Annotated in this window: 24 protein-coding genes; 10 read left to right on the top strand and 14 right to left on the bottom strand. The window is 67.9% G+C overall.

Going from position 1 to position 25,509, the window contains the following annotated elements:
- Nucleotides 1-36 precede the first annotated feature (36 nt).
- The 4 genes from RKD05_RS06345 (at nucleotide 37) to RKD05_RS06330 (ending at nucleotide 5,588) form a co-directional block, all read left to right on the top strand.
- A complete protein-coding gene (locus tag RKD05_RS06345; protein ID WP_424708781.1) occupies nucleotides 37-615 on the top strand; it encodes a hypothetical protein in 579 nt (192 codons plus the stop codon).
- Nucleotides 616-904: 289 nt separating this feature from the next.
- Nucleotides 905-2,509, top strand: coding sequence for a carbamoyltransferase C-terminal domain-containing protein (locus tag RKD05_RS06340; protein WP_424708779.1), 1,605 nt, complete (start codon nucleotides 905-907; stop codon nucleotides 2,507-2,509).
- Nucleotides 2,506-3,378, top strand: coding sequence for a glycosyltransferase family 32 protein (locus RKD05_RS06335; RefSeq protein ID WP_424708777.1), 873 nt, complete (start codon nucleotides 2,506-2,508; stop codon nucleotides 3,376-3,378). The genes RKD05_RS06340 and RKD05_RS06335 overlap by 4 nt, the downstream gene beginning before the upstream one ends.
- 152 nt (nucleotides 3,379-3,530) lie before the next feature.
- Entirely contained in the window at nucleotides 3,531-5,588 is a 2,058-nt protein-coding gene (locus RKD05_RS06330; RefSeq protein ID WP_424708776.1) for a family 16 glycosylhydrolase, read from the top strand.
- 125 nt (nucleotides 5,589-5,713) lie between these two features.
- On the opposite strand, the gene RKD05_RS06325 is transcribed toward RKD05_RS06330, so the two are convergent.
- From RKD05_RS06325 to dnaB, 3 genes are read right to left on the bottom strand one after another with little or no spacing between them, the layout of a single operon-like run.
- The gene (locus RKD05_RS06325) at nucleotides 5,714-6,436 is read right to left on the bottom strand and encodes a hypothetical protein (protein WP_424708774.1); all 723 of its coding nucleotides are present in this window, start codon (nucleotides 6,434-6,436) and stop codon (nucleotides 5,714-5,716) included.
- Complete coding sequence (locus tag RKD05_RS06320) at nucleotides 6,414-7,112, bottom strand: Type 1 glutamine amidotransferase-like domain-containing protein (RefSeq protein ID WP_424708773.1); 699 nt, start codon at nucleotides 7,110-7,112, stop codon at nucleotides 6,414-6,416. Before RKD05_RS06320 ends, RKD05_RS06325 begins: the two co-directional genes overlap by 23 nt.
- A gap of 28 nt (nucleotides 7,113-7,140) precedes the next feature.
- Nucleotides 7,141-8,511: a replicative DNA helicase gene (gene dnaB / locus RKD05_RS06315; protein ID WP_063258248.1), complete on the bottom strand. Its 1,371-nt coding sequence runs from the start codon at nucleotides 8,509-8,511 to the stop codon at nucleotides 7,141-7,143.
- Nucleotides 8,512-9,102: 591 nt separating this feature from the next.
- Between dnaB and RKD05_RS06310 the strand changes: the two genes are divergently transcribed.
- From RKD05_RS06310 to RKD05_RS06300, 3 genes are all read left to right on the top strand, one after another.
- Complete coding sequence (locus RKD05_RS06310) at nucleotides 9,103-10,080, top strand: hypothetical protein (protein WP_424708771.1); 978 nt, start codon at nucleotides 9,103-9,105, stop codon at nucleotides 10,078-10,080.
- Nucleotides 10,081-10,161: 81 nt separating this feature from the next.
- A complete protein-coding gene (locus tag RKD05_RS06305) occupies nucleotides 10,162-11,667 on the top strand; it encodes a chaplin family protein (protein ID WP_424708769.1) in 1,506 nt (501 codons plus the stop codon).
- Between the two features lie 263 nt (nucleotides 11,668-11,930).
- A complete protein-coding gene (locus RKD05_RS06300) occupies nucleotides 11,931-12,068 on the top strand; it encodes a hypothetical protein (RefSeq protein WP_424708767.1) in 138 nt (45 codons plus the stop codon).
- Between the two features lie 252 nt (nucleotides 12,069-12,320).
- On the opposite strand, the gene RKD05_RS06295 is transcribed toward RKD05_RS06300, so the two are convergent.
- From RKD05_RS06295 to rpsF, 6 genes are all read right to left on the bottom strand, one after another.
- Complete coding sequence (locus RKD05_RS06295; protein ID WP_424708766.1) at nucleotides 12,321-12,752, bottom strand: cupin domain-containing protein; 432 nt, start codon at nucleotides 12,750-12,752, stop codon at nucleotides 12,321-12,323.
- Nucleotides 12,745-14,070: an amidohydrolase family protein gene (locus RKD05_RS06290; protein WP_424708765.1), complete on the bottom strand. Its 1,326-nt coding sequence runs from the start codon at nucleotides 14,068-14,070 to the stop codon at nucleotides 12,745-12,747. Before RKD05_RS06290 ends, RKD05_RS06295 begins: the two co-directional genes overlap by 8 nt.
- Before the next feature lie 246 nt (nucleotides 14,071-14,316).
- On the bottom strand, nucleotides 14,317-14,769 hold the full coding sequence (gene rplI / locus RKD05_RS06285) for a 50S ribosomal protein L9 (RefSeq protein WP_424708764.1): 453 nt from the start codon (nucleotides 14,767-14,769) through the stop codon (nucleotides 14,317-14,319).
- A gap of 10 nt (nucleotides 14,770-14,779) precedes the next feature.
- A complete protein-coding gene (rpsR, locus tag RKD05_RS06280; protein ID WP_013584646.1) occupies nucleotides 14,780-15,034 on the bottom strand; it encodes a 30S ribosomal protein S18 in 255 nt (84 codons plus the stop codon).
- 101 nt (nucleotides 15,035-15,135) lie between these two features.
- Complete coding sequence (locus RKD05_RS06275; protein WP_424708762.1) at nucleotides 15,136-15,642, bottom strand: single-stranded DNA-binding protein; 507 nt, start codon at nucleotides 15,640-15,642, stop codon at nucleotides 15,136-15,138.
- Between the two features lie 5 nt (nucleotides 15,643-15,647).
- A complete protein-coding gene (gene rpsF / locus RKD05_RS06270; RefSeq protein WP_022879872.1) occupies nucleotides 15,648-16,040 on the bottom strand; it encodes a 30S ribosomal protein S6 in 393 nt (130 codons plus the stop codon).
- Between the two features lie 178 nt (nucleotides 16,041-16,218).
- Between rpsF and RKD05_RS06265 the strand changes: the two genes are divergently transcribed.
- Nucleotides 16,219-17,307 carry a hypothetical protein gene (locus RKD05_RS06265; RefSeq protein WP_424708761.1) on the top strand — a complete coding sequence of 363 codons (1,089 nt, stop codon included), beginning with the start codon at nucleotides 16,219-16,221 and terminating at the stop codon, nucleotides 17,305-17,307.
- A gap of 35 nt (nucleotides 17,308-17,342) precedes the next feature.
- On the opposite strand, the gene RKD05_RS06260 is transcribed toward RKD05_RS06265, so the two are convergent.
- The 5 genes from RKD05_RS06260 to RKD05_RS06240 all read right to left on the bottom strand — a co-directional run bounded on the left by RKD05_RS06260 (nucleotide 17,343) and on the right by RKD05_RS06240 (nucleotide 23,680).
- Nucleotides 17,343-19,007 (bottom strand): dipeptide ABC transporter ATP-binding protein, encoded by a 1,665-nt coding sequence (locus RKD05_RS06260; protein ID WP_424708759.1) that lies wholly within the window; start codon nucleotides 19,005-19,007, stop codon nucleotides 17,343-17,345.
- Nucleotides 19,004-20,068 (bottom strand): ABC transporter permease, encoded by a 1,065-nt coding sequence (locus RKD05_RS06255; protein ID WP_424708757.1) that lies wholly within the window; start codon nucleotides 20,066-20,068, stop codon nucleotides 19,004-19,006. Before RKD05_RS06255 ends, RKD05_RS06260 begins: the two co-directional genes overlap by 4 nt.
- Before the next feature lies 1 nt (nucleotide 20,069).
- Nucleotides 20,070-21,143: an ABC transporter permease gene (locus RKD05_RS06250; protein ID WP_063258255.1), complete on the bottom strand. Its 1,074-nt coding sequence runs from the start codon at nucleotides 21,141-21,143 to the stop codon at nucleotides 20,070-20,072.
- Between the two features lie 65 nt (nucleotides 21,144-21,208).
- On the bottom strand, nucleotides 21,209-22,840 hold the full coding sequence (locus RKD05_RS06245; protein WP_424708755.1) for an ABC transporter substrate-binding protein: 1,632 nt from the start codon (nucleotides 22,838-22,840) through the stop codon (nucleotides 21,209-21,211).
- A 240-nt stretch (nucleotides 22,841-23,080) separates the two neighbouring features.
- Nucleotides 23,081-23,680, bottom strand: coding sequence for a TetR/AcrR family transcriptional regulator (locus RKD05_RS06240; protein WP_424708754.1), 600 nt, complete (start codon nucleotides 23,678-23,680; stop codon nucleotides 23,081-23,083).
- 91 nt (nucleotides 23,681-23,771) lie between these two features.
- Here RKD05_RS06240 and RKD05_RS06235 point away from each other — a divergent pair, with 91 nt between their 5' ends.
- Together RKD05_RS06235 and RKD05_RS06230 are read left to right on the top strand one after the other, a co-directional pair.
- Nucleotides 23,772-24,686, top strand: a complete 915-nt coding sequence (locus RKD05_RS06235) for an SDR family NAD(P)-dependent oxidoreductase (protein WP_424708752.1) — start codon at nucleotides 23,772-23,774, stop codon at nucleotides 24,684-24,686.
- A complete protein-coding gene (locus tag RKD05_RS06230; protein WP_424708751.1) occupies nucleotides 24,683-25,486 on the top strand; it encodes an SDR family oxidoreductase in 804 nt (267 codons plus the stop codon). The genes RKD05_RS06235 and RKD05_RS06230 overlap by 4 nt, the downstream gene beginning before the upstream one ends.
- Nucleotides 25,487-25,509: the final 23 nt, after the last annotated feature.

Here is a 25,509-nt window from a genome sequence, read left to right as displayed (position 1 = left end):
TGGTCCGTGTCGGTGGCCGGGAGTACGGTCGGCGCCATGGAAACGGACGAGCTCTTCCTCCTCTCCGACGCCGCGCTGCGCGACGTCATCGACCGCATCGATCCCGCCGATTTCTCGGCCCCCGCGCCGCAGGAGTGGACGCAGTTGCCGTCGCCCACGCTCCGCGACATCATCGGGCGCCACGCGTACGACGAGGCGTGGATCCCGGACGTCATCGCCGGCCGCGCGTCCGCCAACGGCGACCCGTACGCCGACGCCGACCTCCTCGGCGACGACCCGATCGCGTCGTACGACGCTCTCAACGACGCGGCGACGGCCGCCGTGCGCGCGGGCGACTTCGCGGAGACGTTCCGATTCACGTACGGCGACTATCCCGCGACCGAAGGCTTCGCGCACATGGCGACCTACCGCGCGTTCCAGGCGTACTCGATCGCGAAGCACTTCGGCATCCCGTTCCACCTCTCCCCCGAGCTCATCGCCGGGCTCAACGAGCACGTCGTGCCGCACGCCGACGAGTGGCGCCAGTGGGGCGTGTTCCCGCCCGCGATCGAGCCGCCCACGGATGCCGACGACGAGACGCGGTTGTTGTGCGCGGTGGGGTTCTGGGTGGAGTGATTGTCGAGCGCCAGTCGCAGCTGGAACGACCTATCACCTCACGAGAACGCCACCCGAGGCACGCCCGTTCGCTAGGTTCGCCCAGATAGGACAGCCCTCCAGACCGTCGCGCGGCGCCGTCCGACAGTGATTCGACTGGCAGGAGCCGGCGCGCCCACGAGATACAAGAAGAGCGAGTCGAAGCCAGCGCAATCGCTGAATGTGGAGCAGAGTCATCCAGAAGGCATCGCTACGCAAACCGAATCTCTCCACGCCGCCGATCAGCCCGCATTCATGAAGGGTGTCAACCATGGACATCGTCGCGTACAACCCCGGCCATGACGGTGCGGTCGCCCATCTGCAAGACGGCAGGCTCGTTTCGTCGATCGAAGCTGAGAAGGACTCAAACTACCGTTACTCGCCGCTCTCGAGTTCCGACATGCTGGACGCATTATCTCGCCTGGAGCGCACACCCGACGTGCTCGCAGCGGGAGGATGGTGGCCTCGCGAGGCGCGCCCGGCTGGACGCACGAGGCACGTCGGATATCGCGGCCTCGAGAGAAGCGACATGATTATTGGCCGGGCCATTTTCATGGGGACGGACGTCGACTACTTTTCCTCATCCCACGAGCGATCACATCTACTCTGCGCCTACGGAATGTCTCCGATCCCTCAAGGTGAGCCATGCTATGCGCTCATTTGGGAGGGGGCCATAGGTGCATTTTACGCTATCGATAGCGGGGTGAACATCAAGCTTGTTTCCAATGTAATGAATCAGCCAGGAAACCGCTATGCATCCATCTACGGTCTTGCGGACCCCACCTTCCCAAAGGATGCGCCGTTCTCACGACTCTCGGATGCTGGCAAACTCATGGCGCTGGCCTCTTTCTCCCAGAGGTCCGATGCCACCGATGACGAAGAAGAACTCATGAGATTTCTTCTGGGATCCGACGACGTTCGGCTGGACCTATACTCTCAATTGGACTCTACACCCTACTTCAACGTCGGGGTCGAGGATGAAGAGTTCCGCAACTTTGCGGGCATCTATAGCGATCGCATATTCGACACCTTCGCGAACTTCGCCGAGGCAAACCTTCGCCACGGGCTGCCGCTCATCATCGCGGGTGGCTGCGGACTCAACTGCGACTGGAATGCCAAATGGCGAGCTACAGGACTGTTCTCCGATGTCTTCGTCCCTCCTGTCCCGAATGACTCCGGCTCAGCAATTGGTACGGCTATCGATGCCCAGTTCCACTTCACAAGGAACGCGAAGATTGACTGGGATGTTTACTCCGGCCTTCCGTTCGCGATGGATGGGGCTGTCGTGAACGGACGTTACGACGTCCAGGATGTCTCGGTGGCGGATGTGGCTGAACTTCTTAGTGGAGGACTCATTCTTGGCTGGGCGAATGGCCGATACGAAATCGGGCCAAGAGCACTCGGCAATCGATCGATTCTCGCCGCGCCGTTCAATGACGCGACAAGGATTCGTCTCAACGAGATCAAACAGCGGGAGCAATTCCGGCCGATTGCCCCCGTCTGCCTGGAGGACGATGCGGCACGCTGGTTCGGCATGGACCGTGAAAGTCCATTCATGCTCTACACATCACAGGCAACCACCGATGCGTTGCCTGCGGTGACGCACGTCAACGGATCGGCACGTCTGCAGACCGTCAGCCAGAGCTCAAACGCGGCCCTGTTCGACCTGCTCGTTGAGTTCAAGGCGCGCACGGGCTTCGGTGTCCTATGTAATACCTCACTAAACTTCAACGGCAAGGGCTGTATCAACAACCTCGTCGACATGGACACGTATGCGTGGGAACACGGTCTGGACGGATTCGTGGTGAACGACAAGGCCTTCCTGCGACGGGATTCACGTCCATACCTCGGTTTCCGCGAGCAGGTCCACAGATGAACTCTCCAACCGACGCTGATCAGAACGGGCCACAGCCGCAGCCGCCCCTTGGATTTGAGGAGGACGACCTCGTCCGTTCTGACTACATACGAGCAATTACAATCGATCAGATCTCGCGGAACGCCGCTCGGGGCGTTGTGGGCCCCGTCGCTGGGTCATCGACCATCCCTCGAACACTGGTCCGATATTGGCACGACCCCAGCGACATACCTCAGGACGTCGCCCACTGCCTTGCGACATGGCTGCCCCTGCACGACGAGGGTGTTGAGTTCAGGTTATTCGGCGACTCAGCGGCACGTGCCTACATCTCTGAGCACTTCGACGAGCGAGCCGTGGCTGCCTTCGACCGGTGCCACCACCCGGCGATGCGGAGTGACTTTTTCAGAATGTGCTTCATCCTTGCCGACGGCGGTCTCTACGTCGACGCGGACGACGTGCTCTTGGGGGACGGGTGGCGCCAGATCTTCGACGACCGCCGACTCCTCCTGCAGCCGCTCGCGTACGACCTGAATGTTCACTCGATGGTAGCGATGGAAGAATTGCTTAACGTCGACCTACCGACGAGCGACAAGATTTTCTACTTGAACAACAACCCCATTGCGGCGCCGCCAAATCACCGTGCAATAAAGCGTGCGCTCGATCGAGCGACCGACACTCTTCTTCGCAATAAATCTTACCTCGAGATCCAATCGACCACGGGACCGGGGAACCTCACAGCATCCCTTGCTGCGCACGCTCGAGTTCTTGCGATAGCCGGTGAACCAGCAGACTTCAATATTCTGCTCGAGTGGTACACAACCTCGGAGCCGTTTTGGGATCTCGAATATCGAAATGATGCCCGCAATTGGCGTAACATCGGCCCCAGCTAGACGAAAGGCTTCCCGGATCCATGAATCTAGCAAAGGCACTTCACCCTCTCTGGGCAGCCGCATTCGGAGCATGGCGGGCGACAGTCACCCTACTTCCGGGCGGACGCATCGACGCATTTGGGCGTGGCGGCCATCGGATAGAGGCAGTATTCGTGATCAATTTGGATCGACAATCGGAACGATGGCGGCGCGTCGTCCGTGAGCTCCGACGTTTCACGACGGCCGACGGCGATAACCTCACGTCCATTGTGCGCAGAGTTGCCGCAATCGACGCGCGCGACGGGCGCGCCGTCGCAGCAACGGCAGATGTTGACGCCCTGTACCACGTGGGTGATCAATTGTTTGTTCAACCTGACGAGCGATTGGCGCAGTCGTTCTCGGCAGACGAGCCGGTCCGCATGTCGCGACAGGAGGTCGCTGTCGCGAGATCCCATATCGAGGCCTGGAAGTCGATCGCGAGCGGCGCCGATTCACGTGTGCTGATCCTCGAGGATGACGCTTGGTTCAAGCCCGCGGCACGCGCCGCCATGAACGAGGCGTGGCGAGAGATTGATCAGCGCTCGGCCGCGGCTGGGAGGCCGGACATCCTGTTCGTTTCCTACGCCGACGCCGGAGGCACAGCGTTACGTGTCGATGAGGGCGGCGGGATCTTTCGGCCAGTTCGCGGGCTCTGGCATTTGTCCGGGTACGTGCTCACCCAAGCGGGTGCGAAAAAACTCCTGCGCTCGATGCCAGTGAAGGGTCCCGTTGATCTATGGATGAACTACCAGTTTGCAAACCTCCACGTGCTTGCGATGTCATCACCAGCGATCGCGCAGAGACTCGACGGAGGGTCCGACAACGCCTACTCAGTGATGCCCTACTTGGCTCGAGCAGGAGTCGTCGACGGAGGTCATGCGATCAAGCAGGCGGGCGTCCTCGGTGCCGAGCGAGTTCTGGCGTGGACTGGCCGTGGGGACCACGAGAGTCTCGCGATGGCCCTCTCGATGCTGGGGCTCAGGGTGCGTGTATTCGACTGGAACGAGCAGCCATTGTCGCCGGTGGCGCTCCAAGACGAACTAGGATTGTTCGACGCCCTCGTCGACCCTCCATTGCTGACTTCGACGATGACCGCCGCAATGGCCGCCGCCGAAACGCGATTCATTGTTGAGAGCTCCCACCTCGGGTCGGCCACGACCTTGCACACACGCGTAGCTCCGTCGCGGATTGCAGTCGTCGATCCAGACCGAGCTGAGACCAGTCTCTGGTCGACGCTGTGCGGGTTCCTGAAGCTCACCGCCCCCGCCGAGGCCTTTCCACTTGGAGCACCTCGCTCCGCTCGACTCTTTCGTCGGGTCGACGTCACGCCTCGCGTGACGGAGGATAAGGCACCGCGCGAGATGGTTCCTATGGATGATTCCCCGTGGGTATTGCCACCGTCCGCGCACTGGCGTCCGACGGAACCAACCGCTCGTCCCGTTCGCATAGAGGACGGGGCGCTGGTGATCTCCGCCTCCATGACCAGCCCATCCAAGTCGCTCCCTGGCGTTACGGAGACGTTTCCAGGAAATCTGGCATCGTTCTCGCCGGACCGTTTGTCGTACAGCGACGAGGGCGTTCGCATTGCTCTCGATGCCGGAACGGGGACCAGCCGACGGTTCACCTCGGGGGCCTTCACGTCGTCTCGGTCCTTTAGGCACGGCTGGTTCCGGGCGGAGATCCGCGCGGCGGCAGGACCGGGCCTGGTCACAGGCTTCTTCCTCCACCGTGCTTCACCTCGCCAGGAGATCGATATCGAGATCCTAGGAACAAATCCGACTCGCATGCTGACCAACGTCTACTTCAATCCCGGCGAAGAGGGGACGGCCATGGAATTCGGCTACCGCGGCGCGCCGCACTGGGTCGACCTTGGCTTCGATGCCACCCAGGACTTCCATCAATATGCCATTGGGTGGAGCGCTGACCGAATCGTGTGGCTGGTCGACGGGCGCCCCGTTCACGAACGAACGAGCTGGGATCCTACTCCTATCCCCCACCTCGCGATGCGGCTCCACGCGAACCTTTGGGCGCCTCGGTCTATGGAGCTCGCCGGGCGAATCAACACCCACGTGCTTCCAGCTCACGCCACCTTCCGGAATGTCGTAATTTCATGCGCGACGAGGGAAATACCTCCAACCACTAAGCCCCAAGCGGCGATCGAGCACTCCTCGGACACTGCCGATTGCGCTTGACATGGGCTCACGTGGCCGATGATAGGCCCCGACTGCGCGATACCTCTCACTCAGAAGCGGACGCTCGCTGTGAGTGAACTCGGACGCGTCGGTAGCTTCTGCGGCCGGTTCGCGACGACCGTCAACTAGCCGTGCAGACGACCGAGCTGCGCGCGCACATACGCGACATGAGCGGGCGCCAATGGATCCCACGACGTGCTGCCCCTGTGATCGGGGAACCCCTTTCGCAGAGCGCGACGAACCGCCCTGCCTCCGTCGTCAAGGCCCAGTTCGTCGGTCAGGCGAGCCACCGTGGTCAGATTGCTGACTCCAAGCCCCGCGGCGAGTTCAATGACGATGCCGACGGGTGTTGGTGCGCGGGTCGCTTTCACGGCTACGCGGTTCCAGATGCCGTGCACGAGCAGCAACTCGATCGCGGCGTTCTCCAACACCGATGTGGCCTTCCCGGTATCGCACTCGACCCAGCGCACCTCCACATCGAACCATCGGATCGCGTTCTGCGCCCAGACCGCGGTTCTCGCAGGTTGCCCCGTCCTCACGCGCGCGAGGTGTTCTTCGATGAAATCGGCATCGGCGAGCGCACGGTCAAGCGCAGCCTCGCCGAACCCACTCACCGCACCCTTGCCGCGCCGGTACATCGAGAGCCTCCCGCGGATACCCTGTCCCCGGCGCTCCCTTGCCATTCCGACATAGACGATGAGCCCATCTCGAAGACGCATTTGGTACACGCCAGGCATCAGGGGCGCGTCTAGCGCAGCATCGAAGAACGGCTGCCAGTCCGACCAGTCGGCCAGGTCGTTGACGATGGAATAGGCGGCATCCCGATCATCGGTCAGCATGGCGCTCACCAGGGCCACTGTCGAAGAACTCCCAGTTCCCCTCCGACACCACGCGAACGTCCTCGCCGTCGACCACGAGGGCCGTCTGGTCGTCCATCGCGTACGCCGGTCCGTCGATCTTCGCCGCCCACCGGCGGGCGCTCTCCGTCGTGTTCGACGACCAGCCCGGATAGTCCAGGTGCGGAAAGATCGAGAAGCTCACGACGCCGAGCGTCTCGTCGGTGCCGCCCGGCTGCCACTCGACGAACTCGGGTCCGATGCGCGGTGTCAGCACCATGCTCCCCGCGCTCACTCCGACCCACACCGTGTCGGACAGCGACGGGAGAAGCGCCGCCAACCCCGCCTCGCGCAACCAATGCGCGAGGTAGACCGCCTCGCCGCCATCCACGAGCAGGACGTCGGCTTCGCGCACCCACGGCTCCCAACGTTCCCGGTCGATGGTGGGCAACGCGGTGAGCTCGAGGACGCCGACCGACTTCCAGCCCAGGTCGGCGAAGCGCGCGTCGCCGCCCCACCGGCCCGCCACCGTGCGCCACACGCTCTCGGGCGTGCACATCGGGTGTCCCCACTGCGCGGACGGGATCACCAGCGCACGAGACTCCTCGACGGGCTTACCGAGCAGTCCAACGAGAGCGGCACGAATGCTGTCGTTCGTGATCCCGCCGGAGGTCAGGAGGAGCTTCACGATTCACCCGGTTCGGTCGACGAACCGACTACATCCCCGGCGCCATGTCGGCGAACCGGGAGTAGTGGCCCTGGAACGCGACCGTGATCGTGTCGGTCGGACCGTTACGGTGCTTCGCCACGATCAGGTCGGCCTCGCCGGCGCGGGGGCTGTCCTTCTCGTACGCGGCCTCGCGGTGCAGGAGCACCACCATGTCGGCATCCTGCTCGATCGATCCCGACTCACGCAGGTCGGAGAGTGCCGGCTTCTTGTCGGCGCGCTGCTCGGCACCACGGTTCAGCTGCGACAGCGCGATGACCGGAACCTGGAGCTCTTTCGCCATCAGCTTCAGCGCACGCGAGAACTCACTGACCTCCTGCTGACGCGACTCCACGCGCTTACCGCTCGTGAGCAGCTGCAGGTAGTCGATGACGACCATCTTCAGGCCCTCGCGCTGCTTCAGGCGACGGCACTTCGCCCGAATCTCGACCAGCGTCATGTTCGGGCTGTCGTCGATGTAGAGCGGAGCGTCGTTGATGCGACCGCGCGTGGCGGCGACCGTCGTCCAGTCGCGCGAATCGAGCGTGCCCTTACGCATGCTCTGCAGCGGGATCGCGCCCTCGGCGCTCAGCAGACGCATCGCGATCTCGCTGCGCCCCATCTCGAGCGAGAAGAAGATCGTCGGGGCGTTGCTACGGATCGCCGCGGCACGGGCGAAGTCGAGCGCGAGCGTCGACTTACCCATGGCGGGACGCGCGGCGAGCACGATCATCTGCCCCGGGTGCAGACCGTTCGTCAGCTGATCGAGGCCGGCGAAGCCGGTCGGGATGCCGGTCATCGACCCGTCGCGACCGCGAGCGGCCTCGATCTCGTCGACCGCGGCATCCACTGCCACCGTCAGGGGGATGTAGTCCTCGGCGCTGTCGTCGCCCGAGACGTTGTAGATCTCGGCCTGCGCGCTGTTGACGAGCTCGGTCGGGTCGCCCTCGCCCGCGTAGCCCATCTGCACGATGCGCGTGCCCGCCTCGACCAGGCGGCGCAGCAGCGCGCGCTCGGCGACGATCGACGCGTAGTACCCGGCGTTGGCCGCGGTCGGCACGATCGAGGTGAGCGTGTGCAGGTAGTCGGCGCCGCCGGCGCGCTGCAGCTCACCCGTCTTGATGAGCTCGTCGGTGACGGCGACGACGTCGGTCGGCTCGCCGTGCGAGTACAGCGTGAGGATCGCCTCGAAGATCAGCTCGTGCTTCGGGACGTAGAAGTCGGGCCCGCGCAGCGTCTCGATGACGTCGGCCACCGCGTCCTTCGAGAGCAGCATGCCGCCGAGGGCGCTCTGCTCGGCGAGCATGTCGTGGGGCGGGGTGCGCTCCGGCCGGGGCTTTGCTCCCCCGAGACGCTCGTCGGCGATGTCGGCAATCGACACAGGCACTCCTTCTCGCTATCGGACGCACTCCCCATCAGGACGATTCACGCACGCGAAGCGCAGTGAACCTTCGGGATGTCGACCTCGGGCAGCATCGAATCACGGACCCCCGACATGGACGCGGGGTACGACACGGGTGTGCCCGATGGGATGCACCCACGCTATGGACGACCCCTCCTCCACGCAAACAAGCCTGTGGATAACTCTGTGGAGAGTCTGCGAGAAACGCCGCGATTGCTGTGCACAACTCCTGTGGAGAACTCGGTGGATGATGTGGAATCTCCCGCGCAATACTGCCGCTGACCTGGCCTAAATCTCTCCACAGAAAACCTGTGGGAATCCTGGTTGAAGCAGCGGTTGAAGGTTGCTCGACTTGACAAAAGTGTGTGGACAACACGGGGGATAACTCAGCGAGACAGCTACTCAGAACCGCGCGCGGTGTCAAGTCATGTTCACGTGCGGCGTGTCGGTTGGTTACGCGGCATCCATCGCGTGATAACTGCGCGTTCGCTGAGACTCTGGCCTTCGCCGAGGCACGGGCGTAGAGTCCCCCGACATAGATCACCGTCGATCGACTTTGGGGAGTCAGACATGGATGCCGCGACCGGGCGAAGCGCATTCGGTGCGCTGCGTCTGCTCGGTCTGGCCTTCGTCGCGGCTCTTGCATGGGTCGTTCTGTCGCTCACCCTGTCGACCGCTTCCGCGTCCGCGAACGACGATTCGGGCTCCGGACTCCTCGGCGCCGTCTCGAACACCGTCAGCAGCACGACCGACACGGTGAACGGCGTCGTCGACACCGTGGCATCCGTGGTCCAGGCCGTCGAGCCCGCGGCGGCTCCGGTCGTGGCGGTCGTCCCGGCGCCCGTGAGCGAACCCGTGCAGACTGTCACCGACACCGTGAACACCGTGGTCGACACGGTCGATGACACCGCGGCGAGCGCCGTGGGCACCGTCACCGACACCGTCTCGGACATCGCCGACTCGGGCCTCGTCGGAGCGGTCGTGACCCCCGTCGTCGACACGGTGGTCTCGGTTCCGGTCGTCGGCGACGTCGTGTCGGGCATCGGCCTCGATGACGTCGTGACCGGCGTGGTCGACACCGTCGACGGGACGCTTCCCGTCGTCGTCGGCGAAACCCCCTCCACCGACCCGCTGCCGTCGGCCCTCCCCGGCGGCAGCGCTCAGCCCGTCGCCCCGGCTACGGGCGTCGATGCGGCAGCGCCCGTCGCGGTACCGCCTGAGGCGCCGGTTGCAGAACCCGCCGACGCCGTCCGCGCGACCGTCGCGTCCTTCGCCGGAGCCGCGGCCGCCGCCCCGAGCGCGACCTCCGGCGACAGCTCCGCCCACACCGCGGCACCTCCGGCCGACACGCCTCCCGCGTACGGCCTGGATGATGGCATCCCGGGTTCTGCTTCGGCATCCTTCGCGTCCGGCGGAAGCGGCCCCGCGGCCGCGCGCCTCGACGACCGTTCGGGATCGCCGACCTTCGTTCTTCTCTTCCGCAGCGCACTCGTCGACGACGATCTCCCCGGCGTTCCCACCTTCGCCACTGACGTCTCTCCTGACTGAGGCGGGCCGCGTCGTGCCACGGCACGACAGACGGTCCCGCGCGTTCCGCGCATCCTCATTCACAACCAGGAGAGAACTCTCATGCGCAAGATCTACTCGCGCGCCATCCTCGGCGCGCTGATCGGCGGCGGCTTGGCCGTCGTCGGAGCCGGCATGGCCCACGCCGCGGAGACGTCGGGCACCGACGGCCTCCTCTCGGGCGATCAGGCGATCGTCTCGGTCGACCTGCCCGTCACCATCGGCGGCAACGCCGTGTCCGTCATCGGCGACAGCCATTCCTCGGATGCCAGCACCTCGACGCCCGCGTCGGGTGGCTCCGGCGACGTGGCTTCGGACGGCGGCGACAGCCTCCTCGGCGGCAACCAGGGCGTCGTCTCGGTGGACGTGCCCGTGACCGTCGGCGGGAACGCCGTCTCGGTCATCGGGGACAGCTCGTCGACGGATGCCAGCACCTCGGGGCCCGCGTCGGGTGGCTCCGGCTCCGGCGCCGTGGTTTCGGACGGCGGCGACAGCGTCGGCGGCGGGAACCAGGCCGTGCTGCCCGTGTCGGTTCCGGTCACCGTCGGCGGCAACGCCGTGTCGGTGATCGGCGACAGCACCTCGACGGATGCCACCACCACCGGCGGCACCACCTCGGGCGGTTCCGGTGACGTGATCACCGACGGCACCGACAGCATCCTCGGCGGGAACCAGGCCGTGCTGCCCGTGTCGGTTCCGGTGACCATCGGCGGGAACGCCGTTTCGGTCATCGGGGACAGCCACACCGAGAACGCCGCCACCACCGGCGGCTCGGTCTCGGGTGGCTCGGGCGACGTCGAGACCGACGGCTCGGACAGCATCCTCGGCGGGAACCAGGCCGTCCTGCCGATCTCGCTGCCCGTCACCATCGGCGGCAACGCCGTCTCCGGCATCGGCGACAGCACTTCCGAGCACGCCATCACCACCGGCGGCTTGACCTCGGGTGGCTCGGGCGACGTCGCGACCGGCGGCACCGACAGCATCCTCGGGGGCAACCAGGCCGTGCTGCCCATCTCGCTGCCCGTCACCATCGGGGGCAACGCCGTCTCCGGCATCGGCGACAGCCACACCGAAGACGCCACCACCACCGGCGGCACCTCGGGCGGCCTGCTCGGTGGCATCACCACGGATGGCTCGGACAGCATCCTCGGCGGCAACCAGCTGATCATCCCGATCAGCCTCCCGATCACCATCGGTGGCAACGCGGTCTCGGTCATCGGCGACAGCACCACGGACGGCTCGGAGACGGGCACACCGGGCACTCCCGGAACCCCGGGAACCCCCGGCACCCCCGGCACCCCGGGAACCCCCGGCACCCCGGGAACCCCCGGAACCCCCGGCACCCCGGGAACCCCCGGCACCCCGGGAACGCCCGGAACCCCCGGCGTGACCGGCTCGGTCGCCTCGGTGTCGTCGGTTTCGGCGGTGTCGTCCATGGCCTCGGGTAGCGGTCAGCTGGCCGTGACCGGGGTCGAGAGCGGCATGCTCTGGATCCTGCTCAACGCCGCACTGGTGATGCTCGGCCTCGGAGGCGTCCTGCTCGCCCGCCGTCGCCGCGCGATCGCCTGACACCGACGTCGGGCGGGCTTCGGCACCTCCCGACTCCGGCACCGGATGCCACCCCATTGGGGGGCGTGGCATCCGGTGTCCGGTGTGTCCCGGGTCAACCCCACCTCCCCCGCGGGAGGTGAATCACGGAGCGGAGGATGCATGGCATCCCGCCCGTCCTCCCTCCGCCGAATCCCCTCCCGCGGCCCCGCCTAGGCCGGAACAGCCCCCGTGTGCGACTCGCGCTCCCGGCGACGGGAGGAGAATCACGGAACGGAGGATGCATGGCATCCCTCCCGTCCTCCCTCCGCCGAATCCCCTCCCCCGGTGCACCCCCGGCGCCCTGGCGCTTCGCGCAACGCGGACCCATGGCATCCGCCCTCGCGGCCGGGAACCTGGATGCCATCACCCCACCCCCGTGACGAAGGGAGGACCCGGGGCCGACGGAGGACCCCCGGCCCCGAAACCACCCTCCGCTCCTCCCGAACCCTCCGCCGCCCACACGAAACCACGGCTCAGCCGGTCGGGCGCCAGCACTCACGACGCAGCGGAGCCCCGTGGCGCCCATACCCCCGGTGACGAAGGGAGGACCCGGGACCAACGGAGGACCCCCGGCCCCGAAACCACCCTCCGCTCCTCCCGCACCCTCCGCCGCGCACACGCCAAGCGGCGGCTCAGTCCGCGAGGCGCCAGTCCTCGAAACTGAACCCGGGCGAGACGAGGCAGCTCACCACCGCCTCGGTGTCGTCGGCGAGGCGCGCGGACTGCCACACGCCCGCGGGCACCGTGGCCTGCAGCCGCTCCCCCGCCGCGAGGTCGGCGCCGAGCACCACCGACTCGGCGCCCGAAGGCGCTGAACCGGAGCCCCCGAACGACAGCTCGAGGCGGCCCGGACCGTGCCACAGCCACACCTCGTCGCTCGTCACGACGTGCCACGCGCTGTGCTCGCCGGGCGTCAGCAGGTAGTGGATGAGCGTCGCCGCGGGTCGTGCGCCCGCGGGGGTGTCGACCGCGTAGGTGCCGGTCCACATGCGGCGGAACCACCCGCCCTCGGGGTGGGCCTCCAGGTCGAGCAGGCGGGCGGTGGTGGGGCGGTCGTCAGTCACGGGACACTCCGGTCTCTCGGGCGAAGGCGGGGGATGCGAAGCGCACGTCGCCGTCGATGAACGTCGCGGCCGCGCGCCCGGCGCCGTCGACGACGAGGTGCTCGAGCATGTCATCCGCCGCGGCGACGTCGATGTCGAAGAACGCGAGGTCGGCCACGGCGCCGACGGCGAGGTAGCCCGTGCGCTGCGGGCCGGTGTCGAGGCCCATGGCGTGTGCTCCGCCGAGCGTCGCGGCGCGCAGCAGCAGCGCGGCCAGGTCGCGGTGCGCGTAACCCTGGCGCCGCGCGAGCCGGTGCAGCGCGGCCACATCTCCCAGCAGGTCGAGCGACGGCGACGACGACAGCGAGTCGGTCCCCACCGCGATCGCATTGCCCTCGACGAGGTACGCCGCGACGGGCGGCTCGTCGAGCCCGATCACGGCGTTCGACCGCGGGCACAGGGCCACCGTCGTCCCGCGCTGCCGCAGCACCGAACGGTCGCGGGCCGTCATGTAGACGCCGTGGGCGATGTGGCAGTCGGGTCCGAGGACGCCGAGCTCGTCGACGAACTCCGTCGCCCCCGTGCCGAAGCCCTCGTCGCGCAGCGCCTGGAAGCTCGCCGGACGCCGCTCGCGCCACGGCAGCGCCTCGCCGTGCTCACGCTCGAACGCGGCCTCGCCGAGGTGGATGTGCAGCCTGCTCCCCCGCTCGCGCACGATGTCGGGGATCTCCAGCAGCGGCTCGACGTCGAGCGAGTACGGCGCGTGCGGTGACAGGCCGGTTCCGGGCGGCGACGGCAGCGAGTCCAGCCGCGCCTCGACCTCGGCCCTTCCCCGCTCCGCCCAGGCCGCGTTGGTCCAGCTCATCACCTCCCAGTAGGTGATGCCGTGCAGCCCCGCGTCGTGCAGCGCGGAGGCCGCTTCGACGTCGGTGACGATGTCGGCCACGGCGGTCGTGCCGGCGGCGATCATCTGCGCGGCGCCGGTCCTGGCATCCGCCGCCCAATCCAAGCCCGACTCGTAGACCGGCTGGAAGGCCACGGCCCACTCCTCGAACCCCGCGTACGACCCCCGCCCGACCTCGGCCATGCCCGTGTACTGCAGGTGCGAGTGCGCATTGACGAGGCCGGGAGTCAGGATGCCAGGCCAATGCACCTCGTCGAACTCCACGCCGCGCTGGCGCAGTTCGTGCCGCACCCACTCGCGGTCACCGACGTGCCGGATGCGTCCGCCCGCGACGGCGATCGCCCCCTCGACGATGGGCGGGGCGGTGATCGGAAGGACGAGGGATGCCGAATACAGCACGACCCGCGGGCGCTCGGGTGCGCGATCGACGGTCATGCCGACCAGCCTAGGAGTCCCGGTGTGTCGGCCGCGTGTCGGGGGCCCGGGGACACCGCACGTGAGTACACAACGAAGGAGAATCGGGACGCCACATCGCCCCGGTCGCGGAATCTCGCGGTACGGCACGGAGGCCTCTGCGCGTTTCCTTCGCTGTGGATCGATCGTGACGGCGAAGCATCGCCACCCCAACGCAGAACGGCCCCGACCCGCCGAAGCGGGACCGGGGCCGTTCTCGAACGCGAACTACTTCGCGGCGACCACCTGGAGGGTGATCACGGCGGTGAGGTCGTCGCGGAGGCGAACGGTCGCCTCGTGCTCGCCCACCGACTTGATCGCCGAGGTGATCTGGATCTTGCGCTTGTCGAGCTCACCGAGACCGGCGGCCTTGACCGCGTCGGCGACGTCGCCCGTCTTGACGGAACCGAAGAGCCGACCCTCGGCACCGGCCTTGACGGCCAGCTTGACGGTGTTCGACTCGAGCGTGTTCTTCAGGGCCACGGCCTCTTCGTGGTCGTGGATCGCGCGGGACTCGCGAGCGGCGCGGATCGACGCGACCTGCTTCTCGCCACCGCGGCTCCAAGCCACGGCGAAGCCCTGCGGGATGAGGTAGTTGCGGGCGTACCCGCTCTTGACCTCGACAACGTCACCGGCGCTACCGAGCCCGGTGACCTCATTCGTGAGAATCAGCTTTGCCATCGGGTGCTCCTTAGCGGCCGGCGCCGGCGTAGGGCAGGAGAGCCATCTCGCGCGCGTTCTTGATGGCGCGGGCGATCAGGCGCTGCTCCTGCACGGAGACACCGGTGATACGACGGGCGCGGATCTTGCCGCGCTCCGAGATGAACTTGCGGAGGGTTGCGACGTCCTTGTAGTCGATGACGCCGACGCGGATCGCCTTCGCGGGGGCTGCGTTCTTCGCGCCCTTCCGCGGCTTGCGGCGGTCGCCAGTGGCCTTTCCAGCCATGCTTCCTTCTTTCGTGTGGATTCGGATGCCGGGGGCGCTTGCGGCGTCCGGACTCGGCATCCGGAATATCGGGGTTCGTCACGCCGTGGGGCGTAGCGAGATCAGAACGGGGTGTCGTCTCCGTAGGAACCGGGCGTGCTCCAGGCGTCGGCGCCGCCCTGGCTCGACCCGGGGGTCGACCACGGCTCGTCGGAGCCCTGCTGCACCTGCGGGCGCCCGCCGCCACCACCGCCGCCGCCCGAAGAGGCGGCGCGGGTGACCTGGGCGGTCGCGTAGCGGAGCGAGGGGCCGATCTCGTCGACCTCCAGCTCGATCGAGGTGCGGTTGTTGCCCTCGCGGTCCTGGTACGAGCGCTGCTTCAGGCGACCGGTCGCGATGACGCGGGACCCCTTCGTCAGCGATCCGGCGACGTGCTCGGCGAATTCGCGCCACACCGAGGCGCGCAGGAAGAGCGCCTCGCCGTCCTTCCACTCGTTCGCCTGACGGTCGAACGTGCGGGGGGTCGACGCGATGGTGAAGTTCGCCACCGGCAGCCCGTTCTGCGTGTAGCGCAGCTCGGGGTCGGCCGTGAGGTTCCCCACGACGGTGATGACGGTTTCGCCGGCCATCGTCGTTACTTCGCAGCCTTCTCGGCGGACTCGACCTTGCGGGGAGCGGCGGCCTTGCGGGCGGCCTTCTCCTCGGAGCGCTTCGCCTCGGCGGCGACCTGCGCGATGGCTTCCTCGGCACGGAGGACCTTGGTGCGCATGATCTGCTCGCTCAGCTTCAGCTGGCGGTCGAGCTCCTGCGTGGCCTCGCTCGTGGCGGTGAAGTCGACGACGGCGTAGATGCCCTCGTTCTTCTTCTTGATCTCGTAGGCCAGACGGCGGCGTCCCCAGACATCCACCTTCTCGATGGTTCCCCCATCGTTGGTGATGACCTTGAGGAACCCGTCGAGCTTCGGAGCGACCTGGCGCTCGTCGATCTCGGGGTCGAAGATGACCATGAGTTCGTACTGGTGCGTCACTAACCCACCTCCTTCGGACTAGAACGGCTGACGGGCATTTCCCGGCAGCAGGAGGGTGTGGTGCACGTCGTCTCGGGCTTACACGCGCATGGGCGTCGCCAGACAACCTTCATAGTCTAACGGATGCCACCCCGCAGCGGGAATCGAGCATCGTCACTGCGCTCGGTAGCGTGGGGACATGAGTGGTACGCCCCCGGACACCTCAGCCCTGACCGCCCCGGTCGATCGCGCCGCCGTCCGCGCGTTCACCGCGCAGCTGCGCCGCGAGGGGAAGCTGAACAGCGTCGTCGTCGCCACGATCGGGTTCGTGGTGGTGGGGGGCGTCCTGCTGGCGTCGGCGATCCTGCTGGCATCCATCGTGAGCTTCGCGCTCTTCGCCGACGACGGCAGGCCGAGCCCGGTCGGCATCGGCTTCCTGATCTTCTTCGCCGCGGTCATCGCCATGCTCGTGTTCGGATTGACGGCGATGTTCCGCGGCCGCGCGGAGCGCCGCTACCGACTCGCGCACTTCGCCGAGGCGAACGGACTGACGTGGTTCCCCGCCGTCCCGAACCCCGACCTGCCCGGCATGATCTTCGCCGAGGGCCATTCGCGCGAGGCCACCGACGTGATCCACGGCCCGCGCCCGCGCTGGGTCGAGGTCGGCAACTACACGTACAAGACCGGCTCGGGGAAGAGCGAACAGACGCACAAGTGGGCCTACGTCATGCTGCGGCTCGACACCCCGCTCCCCCATATCGTCCTGGATGCCGTGGGTAACAACGGCCTGTTCGGGGCGTCGAACCTGCCGGCGACGTTCTCGCGCGACCAGCGGCTGAGCCTCGAGGGCGACTTCGACCAGCACTTCGCGCTGTACTGCCCGACCGGATACGAGCGCGACGCGCTGTACCTCTTCACCCCCGACGTCATGGCGCGGTTCATCGACAATGCCGCGGCGCTGGACGTCGAGATCATCGACGACCGGCTCTTCCTCTACGCGCGGCGCGAGCTCTCGACCCTCGACCCGGCCGTGTGGCAGTGGATCTTCGGAACGGTGGATGCCATCGACGCCAAGCTCGACCAGTGGGCGCGGTGGCGCGACGAGCGGTTGGCTGCGGCGCCGACGCCCGTGGCATCCGGTGTTCCACTCCTCACTCCCCCGCCCGTCGGGGTCGCCCGCGAAGGACGCCGCCTGCGCCGCGGCTTCTCGTGGGTCGGCGGCGTGCTCGCGGTGCTGGCGATCGGCTGGTGGCTGTTCACCGTGCTCTCCGACACGTTCCTGCGCTGACCCCTCACGCGGGCTAGCGCGTGGAACGCCAGAGCTCACCGACGCTGCTCCTGCGCGACCGGGTCGGGCACCGGGAGGGATGCCAGCAGCCGCTTCGTGTAGTCGTCGGTGGGTTCCGTGAGCACCTGCACCGTCGTGCCCTGCTCGCGGATCACGCCCTGGCGGAGCACCACGATGCGGTCGGCCACCTCGTCGACGACCGCGAGGTCGTGGCTGATGAAGAGGCACGCGAAGCCGAACTCCTTCTGCAGCTGCGCGAACAGCTGCAGCACGCGGGCCTGCACCGACACGTCGAGCGCCGAGGTCGGCTCGTCCGCGATGAGCAGCTTCGGGTCGAGCGCGAGCGCCCGGGCCAGGGACGCGCGCTGACGCTGGCCGCCCGACAGCTCGTGCGGGTACCGGTCGCCGAACGCGGTCGGGAGCTGGACGGCATCCAGGAGTTCGTTCACGCGCGCACGCGCGGCGCGGGCCCCGGACGCGCGCCGGTGCACCAGGAGCGGCTCGGCGATGCACTCGGCGATCGTGAGGAGCGGGTTGAAGCTCGTCGCCGGGTCCTGGAAGACGAAGCCGATGTCGGGGCGGGTCTTCGCGAGCGTGCGGGACTTCGCGCCGCGCATCTCGGTGCCGAGCACCTTCAGCGACCCGCCGACGACGGAGGTGAGGCCCACCATCGCGCGGCCGATCGTCGTCTTGCCCGAGCCCGACTCGCCCACGAGACCGAGCACCTCGCCGGGGCCGATCCAGAAGTCGACGCCCTTCACGGCGATGACGCCGGTCGTGCCGAAGCGTCCCGGGTAGCCGATCTCGACCTTCTCGGCCACGACGAGGCTGCCCTCGGGCGGCGCGGTCGGGGCGGGAGTGTCGAGCGTCTGCTGCGCGCTCTTCCCGCGGCCGACGTGCGGCACGGCGGCGAGCAGCTCGCGCGTGTACTGCTGCTGGGGGGCGGCGAACAGCTCGCGCACGGGCGCCTGTTCGACGATGTCGCCGCGGTACATCACGATGACCCGGTCGGCGAGGTCGGCGACCACGCCCATGTTGTGGGTGATGAGCACGATCGTCGCGCCGAACTCGTCGCGGCACGTGCGCAGCAGGTCGAGGATCTCGGCCTGCACCGTGACGTCGAGCGCCGTGGTCGGCTCGTCGGCGATGATCAGGCCCGCGTTGAGCACGAGCGCCATCGCGATCACGACGCGCTGCTTCTGCCCGCCCGAGAACTGGTGCGGGTAGTCGTCGACGCGCTTCTCGGGATTCGGGATGCCGACCCGGCGCAGGATGTCGACGGCCTGGGTCTTCGCCTCGGCCCGCGACATCTTGCCGTGGGCGCGCAGGCCCTCGGCGATCTGCCATCCCACCGTGTAGACGGGGTTCAGCGCGGTCGACGGCTCCTGGAAGACCATCGCGGCATCGTGTCCGCGCATCGCGCGCAGCTGCGCGTGGGTCGCGTGGACGATGTCGGTCTCGTCGCCGTCGCGGCCGCGGACGATCACGGCGCCCGACAGCGTCGCCGTCTCGGGCAGCAGCCCCAACAGCGTGTTGGCCGTGACGGTCTTACCCGACCCGGACTCGCCGACGATCGCGAGCACCTCGCCGGCGTGCGCCTCGAGCGAGATGCCTTTGATGGCCGCGACGGGGTCGCCGTCGGTCGCGAAGGTGACCCGCAGGTCGTCGATGCGGGCGACGGGTGCAGTGGTGCCGGTCATGAGGGGCTCCCCTCGGAAGAAGTGGATGCCGGGGGCCCGGCGGGAGCGGCGGTCGCCGAGGTCGGAGCCGGGGCGGGGTCGACCGCGGTGACGGGCGCGGGAGCGCGTCCGGCGCGGCGGCGCGTGCGGAGCCGCGGGTCGCTGAGGTCGTTGAGGCTCTCGCCGACGAGCGTGATGCCGAGCACGGCGAGCACGATCGCGACGCCCGGCGGGATCGCCGTCCACCAGATGCCGCTGGTCACGTCGCTGACCGCGCGGTTGAGGTCGTAGCCCCACTCCGCCGCGGCCGTGGCCTCGATGCCGAAGCCGAGGAAGCCCAGGCCCGCGAGGGTCAGGAGCGCCTCCGAGGCGTTGAGCGTCACGACGACCGGCAGCGAGCGCGTGGAGTTGCGCAGTACGTGGCGGAGCAGGATGCGCGCGGTCGGCACGCCGATCACGCGGGCCGACTCGACGAACGGCTCCGCCTTGACGCGCACCACCTCGGCACGGATGACGCGGAAGTACTGCGGCACGAACACGACGGTGATCGAGATCGCGGTCGCGAGGATGCCGCCCCACAGCGTGGATTGGCCGCGCGTGATCGCGATGGACATCACGATCGCGAGGAGCAGCGACGGGAAGGCGTAGATCGCGTCGGCCAGCACCACGAGGATGCGGTCGATCCAGCCGCCGAAGTAGCCGCTGACCAGGCCCAGGAAGATGCCGAGGAAGATCGAGAACACGATCGCGCAGAGGATCACGAGGAGCGCGGTCTGCGCACCCCAGATCACGCGGGACAGCACGTCGTACCCGCCGACCGTGGTGCCGAGCAGGTTCATCGCGCTCGGCGCCTGCTGCGTGCCGAACTTCACCCCGTTCGCCTCCTGCTGCGCGAAGCCGTAGGGGGCGAGGACCGGCGCGAGCACGGCGACCAGCACGAAGACGATCGTGATGACGAGACCGATCACGAGCATCGTGCGCTGCAGCCCGACGCTGCGACGCAGGTGGGACACGATCGGCAGGCGGTCGCGCAGCGGGACCTTGCGCTCCGTCAGAGCGGCGGGGGTCGTGGCATCCGTCATGTCAGTACCTCACTCGCGGGTCGATGATCGCCGCGATGACGTCGACGAGGAAGTTCGTCACGGCGACGATCAGCGCGATCATCACGACGATGCCCTGCACCGCCACGAAGTCGCGCGCCTTCAGGTACTCGCTGAGCATGAAGCCCAGCCCCTTCCACTCGAACGTGGTCTCGGTGAGCACCGCGCCGCCGAGCAGCAGGGCGATCTGCAGGCCGATCACCGTGATGATCGGGATGAGCGCCGGGCGGTACGCGTGCTTGGTGACCAGGCGGAACTCCCCCACACCGCGCGACCGCGCCGACGTGACGTACTGCGCGCCGAGCGTGCCGATCACGTTGGTGCGCACGAGTCGCAGGAAGATGCCGGCGGTCAGGATGCCGAGCGCCAGACCCGGCAGGATCGCGTGGGTCAGCACGTCGCCGACCGCGGCTCCGTCGCCGAGGCGGATGGCATCCAGGAGGTATATGCCGCTGGGGTTATCGAGGCCTTGGAGCTTCAGCTCGGTGCGGGTGCTGGCGCGGCCGGCGACCGGCAGCACGCTCAGCCACACCGCGAAGACGAGCTTCAGCAGGAGGCCGACGAAGAAGATCGGGGTGGCGTAGCCGAGGATCGCGCCGATGCGCAGGACCGCGTCGGGCCAGCGGTCGCGGCGATAGGCGGCGAGCAGACCGAACGGGATGCCGACCAGCAGCGCCACGACGAGCGCGTAGATCGCGAGCTCGAGAGTGGCCGAGCCGTATTGGAGCAGGATGCCGAGGACCGGACGGTTGTCGGTCAGCGTAGTGCCGAAGTCGCCGCGCAGCACTCCCCAGATGTACTCGAAGTACTGCTCGTAGAGCGGGCGGTCGTAGCCGGCCTCGTGGATGCGCTCCGCGAGCTGGTCGGGTGGGAGGCGTCCTCCGAGCGCGGCGGTGATCGGGTCGCCCGTGACCCGCATGAGCAGGAACACCACGGTCACGAGGATGAAGACCGTGGGGATGATCAGCACGAGGCGGACGAGGATGTAGCGCCAGAGACCGCCGCCCTTGGGGGCGACGGGCGCGGCGATGACGGGGGCGTCGACGGCGGTGGCCATGGGAACCTAACGAGAGGAACGCAGCGGGTGCCCGGCCCCGCGAGGGACCGGGCACCCGGCGTCGATTACTTGTTCAGCGGGGCGTAGCGGAACTTGAAGGAACCGTCGAGGACGGCGCCCTTCACGCTCGAGCCGACGATCGCGACCTGCTTGCCCTGGAGCAGCGGGAGGGTCGAGAGGTCGGCCGCGACCGCGTCCTGGATCTTGCCGATCTCGTCCTCGCGCGTGGCCTTGTCGGTCTGCGTCGCCTGGTCGACGATCATCTTCTGGACGTCGGCGTTGTCGTAGTGGTTGCCGAGGAAGTTGTCCAGCGAGAAGAACGGGGTCAGGTAGTTGTCGGCATCCGAGTAGTCCGGGAACCAGCCGAGCTGGTAGGCGGGGTACACGTCGGCGACGCGGTCCTTGGTGTACTGCACCCACTCGGTCTGCGCGAGGTTGACGGTGAACAGGCCGTCCTTCTCGAGCTGCGCCTTGACCGCGGCGTACTCGTCACCCGACGAGGGGCCGTAGTGGTCGCCGTTGTACTGCAGGTTCAGCGTGACGGGCGTCGTGATGCCGGCCGCGGCGAGCGTGGCCTTGGCCTTCGCGGCATCCGGAGCGCCGTTCCCGTCGCCGTACAGACCCTTGAGTGCCTCGTTGGCGCCCGCGAGACCCTGCGGAACGTAGGAGTAGAGCGGCGAGTAGGTGTCCTTGTAGACGTCGGTCGCGATCGCCTGGCGGTCGATGAGGTCGGCCGCGGCCTGACGGACGGCGAGCGACTTGGCCGCGTCGGCCTCGGGGGTCTTCGCGCCGAAGGGCATGGTGTCGAAGTTGAAGACGATGTAGCGGATCTCGCCGCCGGGGCCGTCGACGACCTTGACCGCGTCGTTCTTCGACAGGTCGTCGATGTCGGTCGCGCTCAGGCTGCGGTACGCGACGTCGATCGCGCCCGACTGCACGTCCAGCTTCAGGTTCGAGGCGTCGGCGTAGTACTTGGCCGAGATGCCGCCGTTCTCCGGCTTCGGCAGCGAGCCCTGGTAGTCGGCGTAGGGCTTGTACGAGATGAGCTCGTTCAGCTTGTACGAGTCGATCGTGTACTGACCGGCGAAGGCCTTGCCCTGGACGATGGTGTCGTCCGGCGTGACGGCGTCGGCGGAGAAGACCTCTTCATCGACGATCGGCGCGGCCGGGCTCGACAGGATCTGCGGCCAGACCTGGTCGTTGCCGTTCTTCAGCGTGAAGACGACGGTGGTGTCGTCGGGCGTCGAGACGCTGTCGAGGTTGCCGAGCAGCGACGACGGGCCGTTGGGGTCGGCGATCTTGACCTGGCGGTCGAACGAGAACTTCACGTCGGACGACGTGAGGTCGTGGCCGTTCGCGAACTTCAGTCCCGACTTGAGCTTGACCGTGTACTCGGTCGGCGAGGTGAACTCGGCCGACTCGGCGATGTCGGGGGTGACCTCCGACGTGCCGTACTGGCTGTTAAGGAGGAACGGGTAGACCTGGGTCATCACGGCGAACGAACCGTTGTCGTACGAGCCGGCCGGGTCGATCGAGCTGATCTTGTCCGTCGTGCCGATGACGAGCGGGTCGGTCGAGCCGCTGTCCGAGCCGTTGTCTCCCCCACCGGCGGAGCAGCCCGCCAGGACGAGAGCCGAGACGCCGACGGCGCCGAGAGCGAGGCCGAGACGGCCTCGACCACTGTTGTGCAGTGTCATGGAGTTACCTCTGCTGTGAAGTGTCGATCGCGACAAGTGCCGCAGTCCTTCGGACATCTTTGTCGTCGGCAGGCCACACACCAACTATTGGCCTGTCTTTTTACGATAACGAAACCTCGAACATTCTCCGGTTCCCCGGATGCCGCGTCGGAGATGTTCCGGGCGAAAGCGCTCCCGGGACGCTCAACGCAACGGGTGGGTCAGCGCCGGCGCGATCGGGCTCCACGCCTCCGCGTGGCTTCAGGGCATCGGTCGGGCGAGCGCCGGCGCGATCGTGCTCAGCGCCTCCGCGGCGGCCTCGCGGGCCGACGGGGACTCGCCGATCGCCCAGGATTCCACGGCCACGGTCAAGGCCGCGATCGTCGCGGCGGCCAACCCGCGCACGGCGAGCGCGCCCAGATCGGGCCGCTCGCGTTGGAACAGCTCGACGAGGTCGTCCTGCGCCTGGCGGCCCGCTGCGAGCCAGGACGCGCGCAGCGCCGGCGTCTGCACGATGATGCGGGTCAGTCGCCGGCGCATCTCGGGCTCCACGGCGATCGACTCCACGAACCCGTCGACCACGGCCGCGAGCAGTGGCCCCGGCAAGTGCGCGGCGAGGTGACGGATGAACGTGGCGGGACCGTCGGCCAGCTCCCCCACCAGCGTGCCGTCCTTGCTCGCGCAGTGCCGGTAGAACGTGCGCATCGAGATTCCCGCGCGGTCGGCGATCTGCTCCACGGTCGTCTGCTCGTAACCCTGAGCCTCGAAGAGGTCGGCGGCGGCGGCTTCGATGAGGGCCATCGTCTCGACGCGGCGCCGCGCGCGCAGCGTCGAGACGGGGGGAACACGGCTCTCGGGCATGGGCCAAGTATGCCGTTCTCTCTGGTGGCACATATACGCAAAGTGGCAGACTGTGCCACGAGCGGATCGCTCAGTTTCGAAGGAGAACAACATGTCCGAAATCTCGTTCGTCGGCAGAGTGGCCATCGTCACCGGTGCCGGCGGAGGACTGGGGAAGGCCCACGCGCTCGAACTCGCTCGACGAGGCGCCAAGGTGGTCATCAACGACCTCGGCGGAGACATCACCGGCGCGAACGGCGGCACCGCGATGGCCGACGACGTGGTCGCCGAGATCCGGGCCGCCGGCGGCGAGGCAGTCGCCAACTACGACTCGGTCGCCACGCCCGAGGGGGGACGAGGGATCGTCGAGACCGCGCTCGACGCCTTCGGCGGGGTGGACATCCTCGTCAACAACGCGGGGAACATCCGCAACGCACCCTTCACGGATCTCACGCCGGAGTCCGTGGAGTCGCTGCTCGCCGTCCACGTCAAGGGCGCCTTCAACGTCACGCAGCCGGCGTTCGAGGTCATGCGGGACAACGGCTACGGACGCATCGTGTTCACGTCGTCGGCGGCCGGCCTCTTCGGCTCGATCCAGCAGGCGAACTACGCCGCCGCGAAGGGAGCCGTCTTCGGCCTGGCGAACGTCGTCGCGCTCGAGGGCAAGCCCCACGGCATCCTGGTCAACACCATCCTCCCCGCCGCGAACAGCCGCATGGCGGCCGACATGAACCCCGAACAGTTCGTCGGGATGCCGACGACCCCCGCGCACGGCGAGCCCGAGATGATCACGGCGATGGTCGCCTACCTCGCCAGCGAGCAGAACACCGCGACGCGCGAGCTGTACTCGATCGCGCGGGGCCGATACGCCCGCGTGTTCATGGGCGTCGCACCGGGGTGGCACGTCCCGCACGACGAACCGGTCGCCACCGCCGACGACGTCGCCGCCCACATCGACCGTATTCGCGACCTCGAGGGCTACGCGGTCCCCGAGTCCATGGTCGCCGAGTTCGCGCTCGTCCCGTGACCACGGCATCCGCGGGCACGACGCCCCGCACGTACGTCGTCACCGGTGCCGGATCCGGGATCGGCGCGGCCACCACCGCTCTCCTGCGGTCCCGCGGGCACCGCGTCGTGGGAGTCGACCTGCGCGGCAGCGACGTCGACGCCGACCTCTCGACCGGGGCGGGCCGCGGATCGTTGGCCGACGCGGTCCGCGCCGCGACCGGCGACACCATCGACGGCGTCATCGCCGTCGCGGGTGTGGCTCTTCCCACGTCTCTCACGGCACGCGTCAACTACTTCGGCGCGATCGCGACCCTCGAGGAGCTCCTACCGCTGCTGCGAAAGTCTCCCGCACCGCGCGCCGCGGTGGTCGCCTCCTTCTCCGCCCTCCAGCAGAACGACGCCGAACTGGTGTCGCTGCTCCGCTCGGGCGACGAGGATGCCGCGATCGCGCGCGCCGATCGGCTCGCTTCCGAAGGCCTGGGCGATCTCATCTACCCGTCGACGAAGCGCGCGATCGCCGAGTGGGTGCGCGAACGGGCGGTGACGCCCGAGTGGGCGGCATCCGGAATCCCGCTCAACGCGGTCGGACCGGGCATCATCCTCACGCCAATGACCGAACCCCTGCTGGCCACCCCTGAGGGACGCGACGCGCTCATGCAGGTCGTGCCGATGCCCCTGGCCGGACCGGCTCGCCCCGAGGCGATCGCCGAGGTGCTGGCCTGGCTCACGGACGCACCGAACGCGCATATGACGGGCCAGGTGGTGTTCGTCGACGGCGGTGCCGATGCGGTGATCCGCGGGCCGCGCGTGTTCGATTGACCGTGCGGGTGGGCGTCCGCGCG

Source organism: Microbacterium sp. SLBN-111 (genome assembly GCF_049739645.1).
Taxonomy (GTDB): Bacteria; Actinomycetota; Actinomycetes; order Actinomycetales; family Microbacteriaceae; genus Microbacterium.
Note: the sequence above shows the minus strand (reverse complement) of the source record. Positions and strands in the feature narration are given on the sequence as shown.